Annotated in this window: 16 protein-coding genes and 1 riboswitch; of the genes, 7 read left to right on the top strand and 9 right to left on the bottom strand. The window is 55.7% G+C overall.

Annotated elements, in window-relative coordinates:
* Positions 1-36: 36 nt before the first annotated feature.
* The 8 genes from KTE_RS41225 to KTE_RS41190 all read right to left on the bottom strand — a co-directional run bounded on the left by KTE_RS41225 (position 37) and on the right by KTE_RS41190 (position 7,681).
* Entirely contained in the window at positions 37-624 is a 588-nt protein-coding gene (locus tag KTE_RS41225) for a TetR/AcrR family transcriptional regulator (RefSeq protein WP_201392305.1), read from the bottom strand.
* A 77-nt stretch (positions 625-701) separates the two neighbouring features.
* Positions 702-1,874, bottom strand: coding sequence for an acyltransferase family protein (locus KTE_RS41220; protein ID WP_201392303.1), 1,173 nt, complete (start codon positions 1,872-1,874; stop codon positions 702-704).
* An 85-nt stretch (positions 1,875-1,959) separates the two neighbouring features.
* Positions 1,960-2,274, bottom strand: a complete 315-nt coding sequence (locus KTE_RS41215) for a hypothetical protein (protein ID WP_201392301.1) — start codon at positions 2,272-2,274, stop codon at positions 1,960-1,962.
* Positions 2,275-2,295: 21 nt separating this feature from the next.
* Positions 2,296-2,991: a hypothetical protein gene (locus KTE_RS41210; RefSeq protein ID WP_201392299.1), complete on the bottom strand. Its 696-nt coding sequence runs from the start codon at positions 2,989-2,991 to the stop codon at positions 2,296-2,298.
* Positions 2,988-3,884, bottom strand: coding sequence for an ABC transporter ATP-binding protein (locus KTE_RS41205; RefSeq protein WP_201392297.1), 897 nt, complete (start codon positions 3,882-3,884; stop codon positions 2,988-2,990). Before KTE_RS41205 ends, KTE_RS41210 begins: the two co-directional genes overlap by 4 nt.
* Entirely contained in the window at positions 3,881-4,252 is a 372-nt protein-coding gene (locus KTE_RS41200) for a GntR family transcriptional regulator (RefSeq protein ID WP_201392295.1), read from the bottom strand. Before KTE_RS41200 ends, KTE_RS41205 begins: the two co-directional genes overlap by 4 nt.
* 150 nt (positions 4,253-4,402) lie before the next feature.
* Positions 4,403-6,859, bottom strand: a complete 2,457-nt coding sequence (locus tag KTE_RS41195; RefSeq protein WP_201392293.1) for a glycoside hydrolase family 2 protein — start codon at positions 6,857-6,859, stop codon at positions 4,403-4,405.
* Positions 6,860-7,039: 180 nt separating this feature from the next.
* Complete coding sequence (locus KTE_RS41190; protein ID WP_201392292.1) at positions 7,040-7,681, bottom strand: metal-dependent hydrolase; 642 nt, start codon at positions 7,679-7,681, stop codon at positions 7,040-7,042.
* A 165-nt stretch (positions 7,682-7,846) separates the two neighbouring features.
* Between KTE_RS41190 and cobU the strand changes: the two genes are divergently transcribed.
* From cobU to KTE_RS41160, 6 genes are all read left to right on the top strand, one after another.
* A complete protein-coding gene (gene cobU, locus KTE_RS41185; protein ID WP_201392290.1) occupies positions 7,847-8,458 on the top strand; it encodes a bifunctional adenosylcobinamide kinase/adenosylcobinamide-phosphate guanylyltransferase in 612 nt (203 codons plus the stop codon).
* Positions 8,459-8,476: 18 nt separating this feature from the next.
* A riboswitch (cobalamin riboswitch) is annotated at positions 8,477-8,696 on the top strand.
* Between the two features lie 178 nt (positions 8,697-8,874).
* Positions 8,875-9,864, top strand: a complete 990-nt coding sequence (locus KTE_RS41180; protein WP_201392288.1) for an ABC transporter substrate-binding protein — start codon at positions 8,875-8,877, stop codon at positions 9,862-9,864.
* 101 nt (positions 9,865-9,965) lie between these two features.
* Complete coding sequence (cobO, locus tag KTE_RS41175; protein WP_201392286.1) at positions 9,966-10,625, top strand: cob(I)yrinic acid a,c-diamide adenosyltransferase; 660 nt, start codon at positions 9,966-9,968, stop codon at positions 10,623-10,625.
* Between the two features lie 3 nt (positions 10,626-10,628).
* Positions 10,629-11,618: an adenosylcobinamide-phosphate synthase CbiB gene (gene cbiB / locus KTE_RS41170; protein ID WP_201392284.1), complete on the top strand. Its 990-nt coding sequence runs from the start codon at positions 10,629-10,631 to the stop codon at positions 11,616-11,618.
* On the top strand, positions 11,619-12,764 hold the full coding sequence (locus KTE_RS41165) for a histidinol-phosphate transaminase (protein ID WP_201392282.1): 1,146 nt from the start codon (positions 11,619-11,621) through the stop codon (positions 12,762-12,764).
* On the top strand, positions 12,752-14,278 hold the full coding sequence (locus KTE_RS41160; protein ID WP_201392280.1) for a cobyric acid synthase: 1,527 nt from the start codon (positions 12,752-12,754) through the stop codon (positions 14,276-14,278). Before KTE_RS41165 ends, KTE_RS41160 begins: the two co-directional genes overlap by 13 nt.
* Before the next feature lie 75 nt (positions 14,279-14,353).
* Here KTE_RS41160 and KTE_RS41155 read toward each other — a convergent pair whose 3' ends face one another.
* The gene (locus KTE_RS41155) at positions 14,354-15,493 is read right to left on the bottom strand and encodes a phosphotransferase (RefSeq protein WP_201392278.1); all 1,140 of its coding nucleotides are present in this window, start codon (positions 15,491-15,493) and stop codon (positions 14,354-14,356) included.
* Between the two features lie 287 nt (positions 15,494-15,780).
* On the opposite strand from KTE_RS41155, the gene KTE_RS41150 reads away from it, so the two are divergent.
* On the top strand, positions 15,781-17,703 hold the full coding sequence (locus KTE_RS41150) for a protein kinase (RefSeq protein ID WP_201392276.1): 1,923 nt from the start codon (positions 15,781-15,783) through the stop codon (positions 17,701-17,703).
* Positions 17,704-17,827 lie beyond the last annotated feature (124 nt).

The following is a 17,827-nucleotide window of genomic DNA, read 5'->3' as shown; positions in this document are numbered from 1 at the left end:
CGTCATTTAAAAAGAAGGCCACTCTGGTTTCAGTGATCAGGAGGATTGGAACAGGTGAAGCAGGGCATCGCGTTCTTGCCGGAGCGCTGTGGCGCTCTTCTCGATGCTAGCCACCATCAGGCTCCCTTCAAGCCATGAAATGAACAGAGAGGCAAGGGCTGATGTTGGCAGGTCAGAACGAATTTCTCCCAGGCGCTTTCCCTCGTTCAGGAGCCTTTCAAGCCCCTGGTTTTGCTGGCTGAAGAACTGGCGCAGACGTTCGCGCAGACGTTCGTTGGTCTTGCCAGCTTCCACCATGAGCGACATAAGGGGGCAACCGCCGATGCATTCGCGCTCTACAAGTTCAGCGATCAACCCATCGGTATACGCTCGTAGCTTCTGTAAAAGTGTGCCGTCCTTGTTTTCAAGCACGCATTGGCGGAAGAGCAGTTGCAGCGAAGCGATATGTTTCTCTAGCACAGCTAGGGCCAGTTCGTCCTTGCTCTGAAAATGATAGTAGATATTCGATTTAGCAACGCCACTCTGTTTGACCACGTTATCCATACTTGTGGTAGTAAAGCCATGAGCAAGAAATAGCTCGGCCCCTATCTTGATGACCTGGTCACGATTCGATGTGCTTCTCATAGTTAGTACTATACAGTACTAACTATGAGGATGTCAAGGACCAGTAAAAAATTGGAATGATGTGTAGTATGTTACGCTTAGAGGATCTTGCGCACTAGCGGGAGCTTGCGGAGCAAGTAGGTGCACACAAAACAGAGTGGGATCGAAATGAATATAGCTAGAGCAAATTTGAGTAGTGGATAGAGGTGCAGACTACCTAACGCATATTCCGCCACACAAACCAGGATAAGGGCGTGAATGATATAGACAGCGTAGGTTTGCCTACTAAGAAACTTTCCCAGGCTGCCCTGCCGGTTCATACGCTGACGAAAGAAGATGAGCAAGCCCATGCTCATGCCAACCCCCATGAGTGCTTCCCAGAGCGCGTAGACAAATGCCTGCCAGTGCAGACCGCCAACGAAGGCTCCCCAGCTACTCAGTAGCGCTGGGATAAAGAAGATAAGCGTAGAGCCTAGCGCGACGCCCAGGCCAACCTTTCCCATTGAGGCTGGTATACGCTGAAACCAGCCGTGACGAGCTGCCAGGAGACCGACAAGGAACAGTCCGATATACTGAGGGAAGTTAGAGGGGATGAGATTTAGCAAGGGAATGGTCCAGCCGAAAGGGAGCCAGATGCGCATCAGGAAGGTGATAAGCGCCAGGGAGAGTGTGAATATCAGGGTAGCGCGATAGGTGAGTGGCTTGCTGGTCGCCAAGGTGAATGTGGAAGCTGCGCGTTTGCGAGTCAACCAGCGCCAGAGCACGTACAGGCAGTCAAAGGCTAACAGCGCTTCGACGAACCAGAGCGGTCCAGTGCCAATGGCAATGGCGCCATACTTAAGCAGGAATGATCCATAGGGTATGGGGGTGCCAGCGCCAAGGTAGATGATCAAGGGATTAAGGATGAATGTAAAGATCAAGAGCGGCAGCCCCAGGCGTAGAAACCTATCCCTGAGAAAGGCTTTCGGTCCCTTGCGATTATATGAGCTGGGGGTAAAGTAGCCTGAGATCAGGAAGAAACAGCCCATGAAGAAAGACTGGTTAAAGAGAACTAGCAGCCCCAGGAGCAAGTTTGTGAGCAGGTCATGTGTTGTTTCCCTGTAGTACCAGGGACCGGCGATATAGGTGAGCGCAAGATGATGGATGATGACCAGCATGGTTAGTAAGACGCGAGTATGGTCGACAAAGAAGAGGCGTGGCCGTACTGTGGCTTCTGATGCGAGCGGCGCTTCAGGCCTATAGGGTGTTTCCTGACCAATCTGGGTTGACATGGAGAGTCCTTTCAAGTAGTGACACTTTAGGCCAATTGTGTCCAAGTGTCAGCCTGTTGTATGCTTTACCTGATGTATGAATTCACTACTCAATTTTATCAATGGCGACGACGGCGATGAGAAAGATGGCACCGGCAGCAATGCCAAAGCCGATCCAGCCCTGTGGTCCTCCCATAAAAACTACAAACAAGAGGGCAAATGGAGTGAGCATGAGCATGGAGGTGATTGCCAGTATAAAACGGTAGATGTTCCGCATGTCGCGCCTGGGAGGGCGAACCTTCTCATTGGCTATATTGTCTTGCTTCTGGATAGAAGACATCTCGTACTCCTGATGTTCGCTTGCTGATTGCATTTCATATGCTCTATAGGAGGAATGATTGGTGGGGCTGAGAGTTGACATACTGCTTTTCCTTTCTGCTATCTAAGCTATAGTTGCTTTACGCAGCAATACATAGGAGATTGAGAGGCAGGCAACGAGCGGCAAAAGGAACCATGAAGCTAGATCAGCGGTGCTCCGATGGGTTAACCAGCCGAAGATGTTACCCCACCAATTGTACTGTGTACAGGCAAATGAGCCAATTGTGCCAAGTAGTAGCACCGCACCACTCGTAGTCAGCAGGCCAGTACGACCAGCGCGCTGATAGAGGCTACCGATAATAAAACCTAGAGCATAAAGGGTCGCCAGGGCAATAAAGTACACCCAGAATTGAGCCAGGAACGAGCCATCGCTAACATAGGGCAGGTGGAAGAAGTGCAGCCTCACGCCCCAGCCCCCTGTGAGATCTGCTTCAATGAAGGAGAGTAGAAGCAGCACAATGGCTTCGATTGCGCAAACTGTTATTGCGACTAGCGTTGTCCCCAGAATATAATCTGTGCGGCGCATGGTAAAACCAAGGGCGAAGGAAAAGGTGCGATACACAACGAGCGCGCCAATGATGAGCATATAGATGTAAATGGAGGCTAGGCCGCCTGTATAAATGCCCGCATCTGTATGCGCGAACAAACTTATGATCAGGTTGACGGCGAAAGACGGTAACAAAGCCCAGCACCAGGGCGCGAGAAGCCACCAGAACCAGTCTTTGGAGTGTATATGGAGTATAGCTTGCATGCGATTCATAGGACTTCCACAGCCTTTCTTTCGGGTCGCTCGCTCGTGAGGTGGACGATCAATTGTTGCAGAGAGATGGGCGCAAGTTCCAGTCCAAGTGTCTCGGCCTGCCGCCGCGTATCTGTATCCAGGTGCCCGAGGAGAGCGGTCTCGGCAAGCGAGCCAAAGGCTTTGCGCTCAAGTATCTCCCTGCCCGCTGTAAAGGCATCGACCTTTGAGGCTGTTCCAACGATGGTGAAGGCTCGTTCGCGGAGCGCGTCGGCTTCCTCGTCGATAATTAACCGGCCCTGATCGATGACAAGGATATGCTCCAAAATTCGGCTCACCTCGTCGATCAGATGGGTGGAGAGGACAATGGTGCGTGGATGCTCGGCGTAGTCCTCGATCAGTCGATCATAAAACAGGCTGCGTGCTACGGCATCAAGTCCCAGGTATGGTTCATCGAAGATGGTAAGTGGCGCGCGGCTGGCGAGGCCGATAATAATACCCAGGGCGGAATGCATGCCCCTGGAGAGTGCCTTGATGCGACGCTTCATAGGCAGGCGGAAATCTTCTACCAGGGCGCTGGCATACTCGCGATCCCAGTTGGGAAAGAACGAGACGGAGAGGTCCAGCATATCGCAGACACGGAAGCCCTCGGGATACTTCTGGCTCTCCTTAACGAAACATATCTTGCTGAGCACGCGATTATTCTCATAGGGTTGTTCTCCAAAGATCAGTAATTCTCCACTTGTTGCAAAGATCTGGGCCGTGATCATCTGCATAATCGTCGTTTTTCCGGCCCCATTGCGACCAAGTAGCCCATAGATCTTGTTCTCTTCAATGGCGAAACTAACCTGGTCGACTGCCGTGACTTTACCATAGGTCTTGGTTAGCCGCTGGGCTTCGACAACCTTGCTCATTGGCTACGTTCCCCTCTCTGTATCATATCAATCAGCTGTTGTGTAGTGACACCCAGTTTGTGGGCTTCACGCATCATAGTCACAATATATTGCTCATAAAATTGCTCCCTACGTTTACGCATTAATTGCTCGCGAGCGCCGCTCGACACAAACATACCAACACCGCGTTTCTTATACAAGATGCCCTGGTCTACTAGGAGATTGACGCCCTTCGCGGCCGTGGCCGGGTTGATCTGGTAGAAGGACGCAAACTGGTTCGTAGAAGGCACCTGCGACTCTTCGGGTAGCTCGCCGCCGAGGATATCGTTTTCGATCCGCTCGGCAATTTGCAAAAAGATTGGTCGATTGTCATCAATTATCTGTGCCATAACTTACCTACTTAACTGGTTAGTTACTCATGTAACTAACTATATAAGCTAGACAGGAAAAAGTCAAGAGGTTGAGATGAATCGAGGAAAATTGACAACAAAAAGGCAGTGTTGAGACCCCTCAACACTGCCTTTTTGTTATAACTCTTGTTATGCGCGCAGCCAATCGATGTGAATGACGCTGTCGTGTTTCAGGCCCTCGGCCTTAATGATATAGCGCTCGCCTGGCAGGAGATCGAGCATGTTGTCGCTCCACTTGACCCCGTCCTCGGCTGTGAGCCAGACGCCCTTGGCGGGGCGCTGCGTTTGCAGCGAGAGTGTGTCCGGACCCAGGCGTTCTACGCGGATGTCAGGCTCGGACAGGGTGAGATATTTGAAGGGTTCAGGCCAGAGGGTCGCTCGTGCCAGAACCTGGTCTCCCTGAAGCAGACGCGCGCCCAGGACGTGGCCTGTAGCGGTCGCAATGGGGGCCGTTTGCAGCTCGGTTGCCTGATTGGGCTCAAGTGTGTAGGCACGTTGCTGCTCGTCGACTAGCTCGCCTTCGAGGGTCCACCACTGGAGGGCCAGGTGGACATCGAGGGGCTGCTGGGTGGCGTTGACGGCCCAGACGGCGGCGTGTTGCTTATCCTGCGTGGCGAGGCCGACGACGATAGGAGCCAGCTCGCGGCGCACACTGTAGTAGGCAGGCTTCGGGCGCAGGTAGTAATCGACCATGGCCCAGCTGGTGACGGGCCAGCAGTCGTTGATCTGCCAGACCAGGGCGCCTCCGATATACTCTTTGCCTGGTCCTTGCCATTGGCGACGCCAACCTCGGATGCCTGAGCAGAGTGCTTCCGATTGGACAAGTTGGGTGGCGTAGATGTAGCTATCGAGATCGGCCGGATTACGCATCGTATCGGAGAGGTAAACGGCCAGGCGGCGTGATCCGTCAGAAGCCTTATTATGGTGCTCCAGGGTGCGACTGAGTGGATAGCGCTCCTCTGCTGAGGTAAAGGCTTCAATCGTTGAGCGAACTGGTGTGGCTTGCATACCGAATTCGCTGATGAAACGGCCTCCAAGGCTGGAGTAGTCCTGGTACTTCCTCATAAAACCATGCCAGACATCCCAGACGTGTTGATCACCTACTTCGGGATTATTGCCATTGGTGCCACCATAGGGACTGCCGCGCCAGTAGGGGCGTGAGGGATCGAGGCGGGCGCATACTTCGGGGAGTACGCGTTCGTAGAGTTCACGGGCGGAGAATTGTATGGTGGTAAAATCGCCTTCAAACGTGGCATCATAGTGTCCCGTAGATGAAGCGACCATATAATCTTCGTTATTGCCGCACCAGAGCGCGATACTGGGGTGATGATGCAAGCGACGAACAGCGGCCTCGGCCTCCTCCTTAACACTTGCCTGAAACCAGTCTAGCGCGGGATACATGCCACAGGCAAACATGAAATCCTGCCAGACCAGGATACCAAGTTCATCGCAGGCGTCATAGAAGACATCCTCTTCATAGATACCGCCTCCCCAGACACGCAGCATGGCCATATTGGCATCCGTCGCCAGTTGCACCCAGGCGCGATAGCGCTCGGGCGAGATGCGCGGCGTCAGTGAATCAGCGGGTATCCAGTTTGCGCCCCCACAGAAGATAGGCGTATTGTTGATGGTAAAGTAAAACGAGTTCCCTGGTTGATCGGAGAAGGGATGCTGGCTCAGCTCCAGGCGGCGTAGTCCCGTGCGTATCTCGCGCTGGTCCAGGGTGCTGCCTTGCTCATCGTGAAGTGTTACCACCAGGCGGTAGAGAGGCTGCGCGCCATATCCACGCGGCCACCAGAGTTGTGGCTGGACAAGCTGTAGCCTGGCTTGTAGACGATACTGCCCATGGTCAGGTAGAAGCTCCAGGGCCGTGCCAGGAAGTTCCTGCTCGCCAACGAGCGTATTCTGTGAATCATAGACACTGACACTGCACGAGACATTAGCAGGATCCGTGCCACCAAGCTCAATATCTGTGGTGACAGAGAGTAGAGCGTTTTCCAGATCGGGGCTGACCTCAGTCTGAGACAACACATCGACTATGCGGCTCTTATAGGCGAGCAGCGAGATGGCGCGCCAGGGACCTGCGGTAAGTAAGATTGGACCCCAGTCCCAGCCATAGTGATATTGTGCTTTTCTGACATATAAGCGGCTACTATCGCCATTCCAAGATGTGTGCTTGCCATGTTGGGCTTCTAGGGCTTGACCCAGTCTGAGCGCGGACTCAAAATTGATCAAGAGCTCATTCTGACCGGGGCGGAGCAGGTTAGTGACCTCGACGTGTAGAGGCACAAACATATTGGTGTTGCGCGCGATCTCCGCGCCATTGAGCCAAACTGTTGCATAGGTATCCAGGCCTTCAAAGTGTAACTCAATATGTTCGGCGGCCTGGATATCATCTGTAAGCGTAAAGGAGCAGCGATAGAGCCAGTCACGCTCGCCGATCCACTGAATATCATTTTCAAGGGTGCCCTGGAAGGGATCGGGAATGCGACCAGCGTCGAGCAGAGCCTGGTGAACCGTCCCGGGAACTGGCGCGGACAGCCAGCCCTCTTCGCTTATACCATCGCTCTCAACAGAGAGGGACATATTCCGTTCTTTTACCAACCAGTTCGTTGCCAAAGGTAGACTCAGTTTTTTCAAGATAAACCATCTCTTCTTAGCTCATCATAGAGCAGGTTATGGACGAGAACGTCAATGTTGATAATAGTATCATATTGACCTGGGTCAATGTCCAGGTGGTTGAGAGATTCTCAGCCCGTGTTTGAACTAGACAAAGAAGAAGTGGTAGAGCAGGCCGAGGCCTACGAGCACAACAAAGAAGAGTACGACGGCGTACTCAGTCAGGCTACCGGAACGAAAGTGGATGAAGGAGAAGTGCTGACTACGCCTGGAGAGGGGATAGAGCCAGGGGATGCCAGCGAAGGTCATGGTATCTTCAAAGCTGTGTAGGAGGCAACCAAGGGCGGTTGCGAGGTAGAAGAGGAAGGCGGCATGCATCATCTCGGCAGAGAGGGAGAAAATAGCGGCATTGAAGAGACCAAGTCCTAGCGCGAGCAGGATGCCCCAGAAGATGGTGGCGGCAACGATGCCAGGCAGGCTGTGGGTGAGTGTGCGATGTTTGCAGAAGCTGGTTACAATGCGGCTGACCCAGGGGAAAAGATGGCTGATGATGCTCTTGGGATGATCGATATCGGGCGCGACCGAGCCAAGCACGATCCCGCCATAGAAGGCACTTTTATAGAGGAGATCGGTGAAGGTGAGCGATTGTGAGGCCAGGGGGAGAAGCTGCTCCGTCAGCGCCAGGTTGACCGGGCTGCCAGCCATTGAGAGGTGCGTAACATCGAAGATGAGCGTGTTGACGACAGTGGCCGCGGCAAGACTAAAGGCGATATGGTTATGCCCTTTCATGCCTGGGAAATCCTCTCTAGTGCTTGAGGTGTGGTGCACCTACGCAATCGGGATGATTGCTTTGATAGTAGATCTATTCTTTTTGAGATGTTGGAATATGGAAATGGTGATATGCTTCAGTATATCATGAAAGGAAGCATAGGGATTTAGGAGGGATGAAATTTGATGAGTAGCGATGAGAAGCGGCCGCGGTTGGTGCTGGTGCTGGGTGGGGCGCGTAGTGGGAAGAGCACCTTCGCCGAGCGTATGGCCGAGGCGAGCGGGCGAGAAGTGGCGTTTATCGCCACGGCCATGGCGAGCGATGAGGAGATGCGCGAGCGCATCGCCCGGCATCGCGCCGACCGTCCGGAGCAGTGGGTGACGATTGAGGAGCCGCTGAACCTGGCGAAGGCGATCCGCAAGGGGGCGCAGGTGGCCGATGTGCTTGTGCTGGATTGTATGACACTCTGGCTCTCCAACTGGCTCTTTCGTGAGAGCGGGGTGGTCTGCGAGGGTGAGATTGCACAACCGGGCGCGCTCTTTGACCAGGAGTTGTTGGGCGAGGTAGAGCGGCTATTGGAGGCGGTGCGAGAGCTTCCTTCGGGCAAAACATTGCTGGTGGTCTCGAATGAGGTGGGTCTGGGGTTGGTGCCGGATACTCCTCTGGGACGCATATATCGTGATGGGCTGGGGAGGGTCAATCAACGCCTGGTGGAGGCTGCGGAGCGCGTGTACTTGCTCGTGGCTGGTCTGCCTGTGGAACTGAAGTATTTGCGCGCCACGCCCCCGTGGTGGTAGAATAGAGCCTGTTGTTGATACACATCAAACACATTGGGTGGCCCGCAGAGCTATAGCGGGCAGAATAGGGAAGCCGGTGCGAGTCCGGCGCAGTCGCGCTACTGTAACTGGCGAGCGACTCACCAGCCCCGAGAAGGGGTGCATAAACATACCACTGCGCTCTGTTGCGCGCGGGAAGGTCGGTGAGAAGCGTTTGCAGCCAGAAGCCAGGAGACCTGCCCAATAGTGCCGATCTCATCCTTCGCGTCAAAGGAGCGAGTACATGGAACAGCGTTGAGGCTTTGAAAGGTTGCGAGGCGACTCCTGCCGCACGCTGGAAACCTTTTCCCCATGTCTTCTGCAATACCTCCAAAGGGCGCGAGGTGACGACGGGCAGTGTCGTTGTCTATCTTGATATATTTGGAGGAGTACGACTCATGTCTACCCGTGTCATCTCTCATCGTCTGTTGCCCCTGATGTTAGTGGCGCTCTGCGCGCTGCTGGCGGCCTGTGGTGGCTCTACGCAGACGAGTTCATCCGCCACACCCGCGGCGACGCAGGCCCCGGCGAACGATTACTACGGCAAACCCATTAATATGCCTAAAGCGGCCCCCCAGCGCATTATATCGCTCACAGCCAGCACCAGCGAGATCCTGGGCGCACTGGGCCTGCAAAGCAGGGTTATTGGGGTGGATGCCTTTACAAACTATCCCACCGACCTGGCTAAGCTTCCCAAGGTCTCCAGCACCCAGGGCTACAACGTCGAGCAGATTATCGCGCTCAAGCCTGACCTGGTACTCTCCTCTGGTGGGCTGACCAAGCAATATGATAGCAAACTTAAGGACTCTGGCGTCAACATCGTTGACCTCTCCCTGACGAATTTCAGCCAGACCTTTGACCAGATTCAACTGGTGGGGCGCCTGACCTATAGTGAAGCCAAGGCTAATGACCTGGTCGCGCAATTGAAGAAGGAGCGCGATGATATCGAGCAGAAGGTTGCGGGCGCTCCCGCACCAAGGGTCTTGCTCGAGGTTGATGATAGCACGTCTGGTAAGCCTTATGTCTTTGGTGGCGGCTCGTTTGGTGACGAACTATTGCAAGATGCCAGCGCCACCAACATCTTTCATAGCAATACCGCCAACGAAGGGTACCCCCAGGTCACCGACGAGGCGGTTTTGAGCGCCAACCCCCAGATCGTGATTCTTACGGAAGACCCCGCCTATGGTGGCACCCCTGATAGCGTTTATAAGCGCGCCAACTGGAGCACCATCCAGGCGGTTAAGGACCGCAAAGTCTACCGTGTCAACGCTGACATCATGCAGCGCCCTGGCCCGCGCCTCGTGCAGGGTTTACAATGCGTTGCCCAGATCGTTCACCCCGACAAATTCCCCGGCGCGCTCCCCGATTACTGTACCGGTACAGTCTAAATAAAGAGTCAGTGATGGGGGAGTGACTGGAAGGACCAACGGCCTCTCCAGTCACTTCCCCATCACTCTAATACGCGCCGCAGGCGCGAGGAGTGGTGGTCATGACAGAAGAAGAACTGGAACACAACGAGGAAATAGAGGAGGGGTACGATCCAGAGGAGGACGTAGAACTAAGCGAAGAGGAGCGGCTGAAGCGCCAGCGCGCCAGCCATGCGGCCCGGCGCGAACGCGCAAAGAGCGCGAAGAAGAAGGGATTGGTCATTCTCAACACCGGGAAGGGCAAAGGGAAGACCACAGCGGCGCTGGGCCTGCTCTTCCGCGCCTGGGGCCAGGGCCTACGTGTCTGCATGCTGCAATTTATCAAGGCGCGCACAGCCAACTGGGGCGAGGAGAAAGCGGCGCGCACGGCGGGCATCGAGATTCACCCTTTGGGCGATGGTTTTACCTGGCTCTCCAAGGACATCGAGAAGGATAAAGAGCTGGCGCGCCAGGGCTGGGAGATCTGCAAACTGAAGATCCTCTCGGGCGACTATGACCTGATAGTGCTGGACGAGATGACCTATGTCCTTAAATACGGCTGGCTGGCCTGGGAAGAGGTGCACCAGGTGCTGGAGCAGCGCCCAGAGGGGATGCACATTGTTATCACAGGGCGCTACGCCATCCCTGAACTGATCGAGTATGCCGATACGGTCTCGGAGATCACGGATATAAAGCATCATTACGACGCCGGAGTCAAGGCCCAGAAAGGCATCGAGTTTTAGCCCATGCCAGAGACAAAAGGGCAACGAAGTATGTATGAAGCGCTGGTGCTCTTGCTGGCGGCTGCTTTTGACCTCATAGGCGAGCCCGCCGCCAGCGTGCATCCCGTCGTCTGGTATGGCAGGCTCATTCGAGCGCTTGAGAGCCGTGCCCCTCGCGGCCAAGGGGCACAGCTAAGGTATGGCGTCATCATGCTGCTGGTAGCTTTTCCACTGGTTCTTGTGCCGGTGAAGTTGTTTCAAGGTCTAATAGGAAGCATAGAGAAGAAGGCCAAAGACTATGGAGGAGCGCGAGTAGGCTTGCTCGCTTCGGCAGTATTCATGGGAATGGCCCTGAAGCCTTTTTTTGCCTTGCGGATGCTGGTAGAGGCGGGTACGCAGGTACGCAGGTTACTCGAGCAGAGGGATTTGGAGGAGGCTCGTGAGGCGTTAAGAAGTCTGGTAAGCCGGGATCGCTCACACTTAAGCCCTGAGCTGGTCGCGGCGGCGGCAGTTGAATCGCTGGCAGAGAATGTGAGCGATTCGGTCGTCGCGCCCCTTTGGTACTATGCCCTCTTTGGCTTGCCGGGTGCGGCGCTCTACCGACTGGCCAACACCTTTGACTCGCTGATAGGCTATCATGGTAAGTACGAGTATCTGGGGAAGGCTGCCGCGCGGCTGGATGATCTACTCAACCTGCTTCCGGCCCGCCTCAGTGCGCTGCTCATCATCGCCTGTGCGCCGCTCTATGGAGGATCGCGAAAAGAGGCATGGCGCGTGTGGCGCCGTGACGCGGGCAAGACGGAGAGTCCAAACGCCGGGCATCCCATGTCGGCGGCAGCGGGAGCGCTGGGCGTGCGTCTAGAGAAGGTCGAGCATTATATCCTTGGGGAGGAGAGGCGGAACATAACGCCCGCCGTTATCGCCCAGGCGGAGCGTATGACCTGGTGGGTTGGAACCTGTGCCTTCCTGCTCGCGCTGGTCGTGCGTATATGGAGGCGAGCAGGAAGAGGCTAGATGCAGCAACATCCACCACCTACAAAGGAGCAATTAGACGGGCGCGAACTGCCGGTGCATGGCGCTTTGGATTACGGAGAATTGGAGCGCCTGGACTTGCGCCCGGAGGAGATACACGATTTCAGCGTCAATGCCAACCCCTATGGCCCCTCACCGGTGGCCCGCCAGGCTTTGGCTGGCCTGGCGCTTGAGCGCTATCCAGATCGTGCCTGTCTCGCATTGAAACGTGCGCTATTGCGTTATGAGATTGATGCTCAACAGGTAGGGATAGAGTGGTTAGTATGTGGCAATGGTGCAAGCGAACTTATCTGGAGTATCGCGCGTACCTTTCTCTATCCAGGAGCTGCGGTCGCGCAATTGATGCCGACATTTGGCGAGTATCAGGCGGCGTCACAGGCTGTGGGGGCCAGTGTGAGCGATTGTATACTACGGGAAGAGGACGACTTTCAGGTAGATATACCCGAAGTTATACAGTGGTTGAGGAGGTTGCACCCGGCATTATTCTGGCTCTGTAATCCCAATAATCCAACCGGGGAGTGGCTACCTCCGATGAAGTTGCGTGAGCTGGCTCGAGCGTGTGCGGAGCTAGGAACGCTGCTGGTCATTGATGAGTCGTATCGCCATTTTCTCTTTCCCGCCGAAGAGGAGACGGCACTGGAGCTGGCGCAGGAGGAGGGACAGGTGATTGTGTTGCGCTCCCTGACTAAGGATTTCGCCCTGGCGGCGCTGAGGATCGGCTATGCCGTGGCGCCTCCCGAACTGGCAGCAAAGCTGGCAACTAACCTGCCAGCCTGGAATGTCAATGGAGCCGCGCAGGTAGTGGCTACAGCAGTCCTCGCGGACAGGGAGCACCTGGCACATAGCCTGCAAGGATTAGCGCGGGAGCGAGAGGCCTTCTTTGGAGCCTTGCAAGGCCTGGGATGTAGGGTGGTGCCAACGCGCACGCACTATGCGCTGGTACGCGTGGGGAATGCAAGGCAGCTGCGAGAGGCTTTATTGCAGGGAGGTCTCCTGGTGCGCGACTGTACCTCGTTTGGCCTACCACAGTATATACGGGTCGCTACACGGCAGGCACATGAATGGTCCAGGTTGGCGGGAGCGTTAGGGGTATTACAGAGTGAGGAGAAGGAGCTATGGGAGAATTAGCACGTACCATCATGGTACAGGGAACGGCCTCGACCGTTGGCAAGAGTACGCTGGTCACAGGCCTGTGTCGCCTCTTCGCCCGCCAGGGCTGGCGTGTGGCACCATTTAAGGCTCAGAATATGGCCCTCAACTCCTTTGTCACCCCAGCGGGAGGCGAGATTGGGCGCGCCCAGGCAGTCCAGGCCGAGGCGGCAGGCATTGAGCCAACAGTCGAGATGAATCCTATTCTACTCAAGCCCGAGGGAGACTCGCGCAGCCAGGTTATTATGCTGGGGCGGCCTCTAAGCACGATGGAGGCGCGTGAGTATTATCGCCAGCGTACAGGCTTTGAAGCGGTGGTAAAGCAATCTCTGCAGAGCCTGCGTCGTGCCTATGACCTGGTAATAATTGAGGGTGCGGGCAGCCCGGTCGAGATCAACCTGGCGCGCTATGACCTGGTCAATATGCGCGTCGCACACTGGGCAGATGCCTCGGTGCTGCTGGTGGGGGATATCGACCGGGGCGGCATCTTCGCCTCGCTGCTTGGAACCTTAATGTTGCTTCAACCCGAGGAGCGTGAGCGCGTCAAGGGCCTGATTGTGAATAAGTTTCGTGGCGACCTGGAGCTATGGCGGGAGGGTGAGCGGATGCTGGAGGCGCGAGCGGAGATACCCGTGCTGGGAACGGTGCCTTTTGTGAGGGATCTGGGAATCGCCGAGGAAGACAGTGTCGCGCTGGAAGAGGGAACAGCACTCCTGGCGCAGAAACAGCAGGGAGAAGCCACTCGACAACTACAGATTGTGATACCACGCCTGCCGTATATGAGCAACTACGACGAGTTTGATGCCTTAGCGGCGGAGCCAGGGGTGTGCCTGCACCTGGTAAGCTCGCCCGAGGAGCTTCCTGAACGGCCTGATTTGATCATCCTTCCCGGCACAAAGAATACCTTTGCTGACCTGGCCTGGCTCTGGCGCACAGGGCTGGGTATGCAAATTCGTCGTCTGGTGCGGGAGGGTGTAGCGATCCTGGGCATTTGTGGCGGCTACCAGATGCTTGGTGAGCGCCTATGTGATCCAACAGGTGCGGAGGGTTGCGCAGGAGCGGTTGAGGCTGGCCTGAGTCTTCTACCGGTGGAGACGATTTTCGCCTCTCTGGAAGAGAAGGTGACTTCTCAGAGTGTGGCCAACTTGACGAGAACTGCTTGCCGGGGCCTGTTTGCCTTTGTGCCTGAGCAGCCGTTGCGAGCCTATCAAATTCATCTCGGTCGCACGGCGGATGCGAATTCGACCTCCCTTATGCCGCTGCTAGAGGTAAACGGCGTGGCGGATGGTTTTCTTAGCGAAGAGGGTTGGGTCGCGGGCTGCTACCTGCATGGCTTGTTTGAGAATGACTTCTTTCGCCACGCGATTTTAAGAGCGTTGGGAGAGCGGCGCGCAGCCCCGGTGCCAGAGATGCGGCCCTTTGAGCGTATGCAGGCCTACGACAGGCTGGCAGACATCCTGGAAAAATACCTCGACCTTTCCTCATTTATTTAATTTCTCATTATGTGCCAGGTATTGAGAGTCAATCCTATTGCGGGCATCTGCCCGCAATAGGATTGACTCTCAATACTATTTCTTCTCTGCAAGTTTGCGTAGGGTGAGGCCGCAGCCCATGTCCCAGAAGTTGCGTACCAGGCAGTGGAGCTTGGGATACCAGTAAGCGCGCGACGCGCCCGCCGTCTGGTCCCAGATAGGATCAAAGAGCATAAAGACAACCATCATCTGGTAATCGCGCCAGAGCATGGCCCAGTTGTAATTCTCAACGCCAAACTTGCGCAGGCGTTGGAGGTAGCGAATCAGGAAAAGTTCCTCGGGGCGATGGACCTTGCGCTGCTCAGGTGACCAGAAGGTGGGCATCAGGTAGGCCAGGTCATAGGTCGGGAAATTGGCGCTAACGGCCTCCAGGTCGAGAATATAGGTCTGCCCCTTGGGTTCCTCGGCCTCGCCCGCGACCTCGCGTGGGCAGAGCAGGTTGCTCAGGTAACAATCGCCCTGCGAAAGGGTAAGCTGGTGACGGTTGGTGACCCGCTCCTCCAGATATTCCTCCCAGAGAGCTGGCATACGTCCAAGCACATATTCATAGGTCGCACGGATCTGAGGCGAGACCTCGCTGGCTGCGCTTTGTTTAAAGGAATTCCACTCGCGGGTGCGGCGCTCGATATGCTGCTGGTAGCTCTCTTTATCGCGCCACCAGGGACGAATGGCCGTCGCCTTGTATTTACCCAGATCGGGATGCTCCCACCAGTAGGCGTGGAAGCCAGCGAGAGCATCCGCGATGCCATCGAGCTGATCGGCGCGCGGAACACCCTGCCCCTCAAGAAGCTGCTGGCGCGTCACGGGCGCTACATGTGTGGGCGAGAGATCCTCGAAGAGGAGATAGGAGTTCCCACTCTGCGCATCATAGTTCAGGGCGAAGCAGGGGGCGAGCATCGGCAGGTTTGCGCCTAGCTGAGCGGCCAGGCGATAGAATTGGACCTCGTTCTCTCCATCGTGATTCTTCTGGAGTTTGAGCACGAGATCTTGTGGCGGTGTAGCAGTTGCATCTTCGCTATAGACCAGGCGTAGATGGGCAGTGCTTGAGTTAAAGGCATCAGAGACCCGCTGCTCGGAAGAGACAACGCTGCCCTGAGAAAGATAGCCAGCCTCGCGCAGGATGGTACTTAACCAGGCAGGTGTCGCATCAGCGAGACGAGAAATAACTTCGCTCATAAAATGTGTGTATCTTCCTCCCTTATAGTGTCCCCTCATGGTAACGCTTTTTAGTTCCCCCCACAAGTCCTAGTGCCAGCTCATAGCAGTTGACGAGTATCTTGTTCAATGTATACACTTCATTTACTATAAGTATTCATAGTGTGTCAAAGTGTTTTTTTGATTGTCTTCATTATGTTCTTATTCCGGAACCCAACGTCACTCTCGTGACTAGCGCTCCGCGCTCAGGGTTTCGGATCAGTAGTGTTGTAGTCCGGGGCGTAATTTTTTCAGGGAGCTATCTTCGTATGTCTACGTCTTCGCTATCTGTTGATGAGTTAGTGGGTCAAACGCTGGGGACATACCAGGTTGAGCAGTTGTTGGGGCGAGGGAACCTGAACGCAGTCTACCAGGCTCGTCAGGAGGGATCAGCGCGCCCGGTTATGCTCACGACCTACTTTTTACCCTCTACTCTGTCTCCTCAGGCGCGGGCGCGTTTCATCGCTCGCTTTACCACGATTGCTTCGAGCCTGTTGCAATTGCGCCATCCCTGTGTTCAGCCGCTTGAAGATTTTGGCGAGCACCTGGGATTGCCCTACATGGTTTCGCCGCTGGTCTCTGGCAATACGCTGGCAGAGTTGGTACGCGAGCGTGGGCAACTGACGCCTTTGCAGGCTTCACGAATCTTGCGCCGCCTGGCTGAGGCCCTGGATTACGCACATAATCACGGATTTGCACATGGAGCTTTACGACCGCTGAATATCTGGGTGGATGCTAAGAGTCTCCAGGTGGTGGGTTTTGGCCTGGTGTCGATGCTGGCTATGCAGGGCCTGGCTCCTGTGGAGCATGCCTATCCTCACCTGTTAAGCCTCTCGGGCTCCTTCCTGGGTGCGCCCGAGTATATGGCGCCCGAGGTGGTCAAAGGGCAGGGATTGGACCCTCGCGCCGATGTCTATGCCCTGGGTGCCATAACCTTTGAGATGCTTTGCGGGCGCCCTCCCTTCAAGGCCAGCGATCCATTTGAGCTTGCCAACATGCATGTGCAGCAATCCGCTCCCCTGATAACGGAATTTAAGGCGGATGTGCCCAATGGCCTGGACCTGGTCTTGCAGCGTGCTCTGGAGCGTAACCCCGCGGAACGCTATAGCTCTGCGGGCGACTTCGCTGCTGCCTTTACGCGAGTTGTACAGTTGCTTAATGCTCCCCAGGGGATGCAGCAGTCGGGCAGGCTGGCACCAGTGTCTATTTCTGGGCAGAGCATGCCGGGCATAACAGGCCCCATTTCGCTGGGTGGGATACCTCCACGCACGCCCGTTAGTGGTACGTCTTCAACGTCTATGTCGATGCCCGTTCTGCCACGCAAGATTCACTGGCAGCTCTTGCCTCCTATCGTGACCTCCAAGCTAGAGACGGTGCCGCTGAGGCCCGAGGCATTGGCCAGGCAGAGCTTGCAGGCGCAGCAACAGGTCATGAAGCCTGTTATGGCACGCAGCACACAGCCGCTATCACAGCCGCAGCGACCTATGTCCGAGAACTATGCGACGGTCGCGATGGAACCCGTAAGTGCGAAGGCGAGCGAGACGCAAATCTCTCCCATAGCGCCAAGAGTGACTCCAGTCTCAGCGAAAGTAGCGAAAGAGGAGCGCATCGAGACTTTAACGGCTCGGCTGGTTGCCCTGTTGAAGGCGCAGATTGAGCGTGTGCCGAAGAGCCGTAAACATATGCTGGCTGTGCTTATCGTTGGCATCCTGGTCCTGATGATAGGCGGTATGAGCCTGGCCTTCGCCTCGCAGGGGAGCGGGCAGCAGGTGAGCAGCCAGAAGGCGAGCACAAGCGCGCCGGCGCGTACGCCAAAGCAGGCTGCCTCGCCAAAGCAGGTTGCTACGCCTCCTCCGCCCTCGCAGGGGACGCCGGTTGTCCACACGGGACGGGTCATTGGTAATACCAACCAGGGGTTTGGGACCGCGCAGACGTTTACCAATCCCGAGGATGGGCGAGATAGCCTGTTGATCCGCATGCCCGATGGCAACTTCGTCGCCTACGAGATCGGCTGCACCACGGATGGCGGAACGCTCACCTATGACGCGAATAGCAATAAGCTGGTTTGTCCACCAGATGGTTCGACCTTCGATCCCGCCAATAGTGGCAACGTCGTCAGTGGCCCTGCCACGACGCCACGCAAGCAGATTCAGCTCCATGTCAACCCCGATGGAACGGTTACCATTGGCTAGAATACTCTTTCTTGTGCCGTGAGTGCTTGCTAACAGGGAGGGTGCAATGCATACGCTGAGCGTATGCATTGCACCCTCCTTATTTTTGGTGGGGGGAATATGGTGTTTTGTCTTTGTGTATTGT

The sequence above is a fragment of the Ktedonobacter sp. SOSP1-85 genome, assembly GCF_016587415.1.
Taxonomy (GTDB): Bacteria; Chloroflexota; Ktedonobacteria; order Ktedonobacterales; family Ktedonobacteraceae; genus Ktedonobacter.
This window is presented reverse-complemented; position numbering and strand designations above follow the sequence as displayed.

Excerpts from the sequence above, each read along its gene's own strand:
- KTE_RS41165 (WP_201392282.1), top strand. The coding sequence starts at position 11,619 with ATGCAGCAACATCCACCACCTACAAAGGAGCAATTAGACGGGCGCGAA.
- KTE_RS41195 (WP_201392293.1), bottom strand. The coding sequence starts at position 6,859 with ATGTCCCTCTCTGTTGAGAGCGATGGTATAAGCGAAGAGGGCTGGCTG.
- KTE_RS41200 (WP_201392295.1), bottom strand. The coding sequence starts at position 4,252 with ATGGCACAGATAATTGATGACAATCGACCAATCTTTTTGCAAATTGCC.
- cobU (WP_201392290.1), top strand. The coding sequence starts at position 7,847 with ATGAGTAGCGATGAGAAGCGGCCGCGGTTGGTGCTGGTGCTGGGTGGG.
- KTE_RS41180 (WP_201392288.1), top strand. The coding sequence starts at position 8,875 with ATGTCTACCCGTGTCATCTCTCATCGTCTGTTGCCCCTGATGTTAGTG.
- KTE_RS41160 (WP_201392280.1), top strand. The coding sequence starts at position 12,752 with ATGGGAGAATTAGCACGTACCATCATGGTACAGGGAACGGCCTCGACC.
- KTE_RS41155 (WP_201392278.1), bottom strand. The coding sequence starts at position 15,493 with ATGAGCGAAGTTATTTCTCGTCTCGCTGATGCGACACCTGCCTGGTTA.
- KTE_RS41220 (WP_201392303.1), bottom strand. The coding sequence starts at position 1,874 with ATGTCAACCCAGATTGGTCAGGAAACACCCTATAGGCCTGAAGCGCCG.
- KTE_RS41215 (WP_201392301.1), bottom strand. The coding sequence starts at position 2,274 with ATGTCAACTCTCAGCCCCACCAATCATTCCTCCTATAGAGCATATGAA.
- KTE_RS41190 (WP_201392292.1), bottom strand. The coding sequence starts at position 7,681 with ATGAAAGGGCATAACCATATCGCCTTTAGTCTTGCCGCGGCCACTGTC.
- KTE_RS41150 (WP_201392276.1), top strand. The coding sequence starts at position 15,781 with ATGTCTACGTCTTCGCTATCTGTTGATGAGTTAGTGGGTCAAACGCTG.
- cbiB (WP_201392284.1), top strand. The coding sequence starts at position 10,629 with ATGCCAGAGACAAAAGGGCAACGAAGTATGTATGAAGCGCTGGTGCTC.
- cobO (WP_201392286.1), top strand. The coding sequence starts at position 9,966 with ATGACAGAAGAAGAACTGGAACACAACGAGGAAATAGAGGAGGGGTAC.
- KTE_RS41210 (WP_201392299.1), bottom strand. The coding sequence starts at position 2,991 with ATGAATCGCATGCAAGCTATACTCCATATACACTCCAAAGACTGGTTC.
- KTE_RS41225 (WP_201392305.1), bottom strand. The coding sequence starts at position 624 with ATGAGAAGCACATCGAATCGTGACCAGGTCATCAAGATAGGGGCCGAG.
- KTE_RS41205 (WP_201392297.1), bottom strand. The coding sequence starts at position 3,884 with ATGAGCAAGGTTGTCGAAGCCCAGCGGCTAACCAAGACCTATGGTAAA.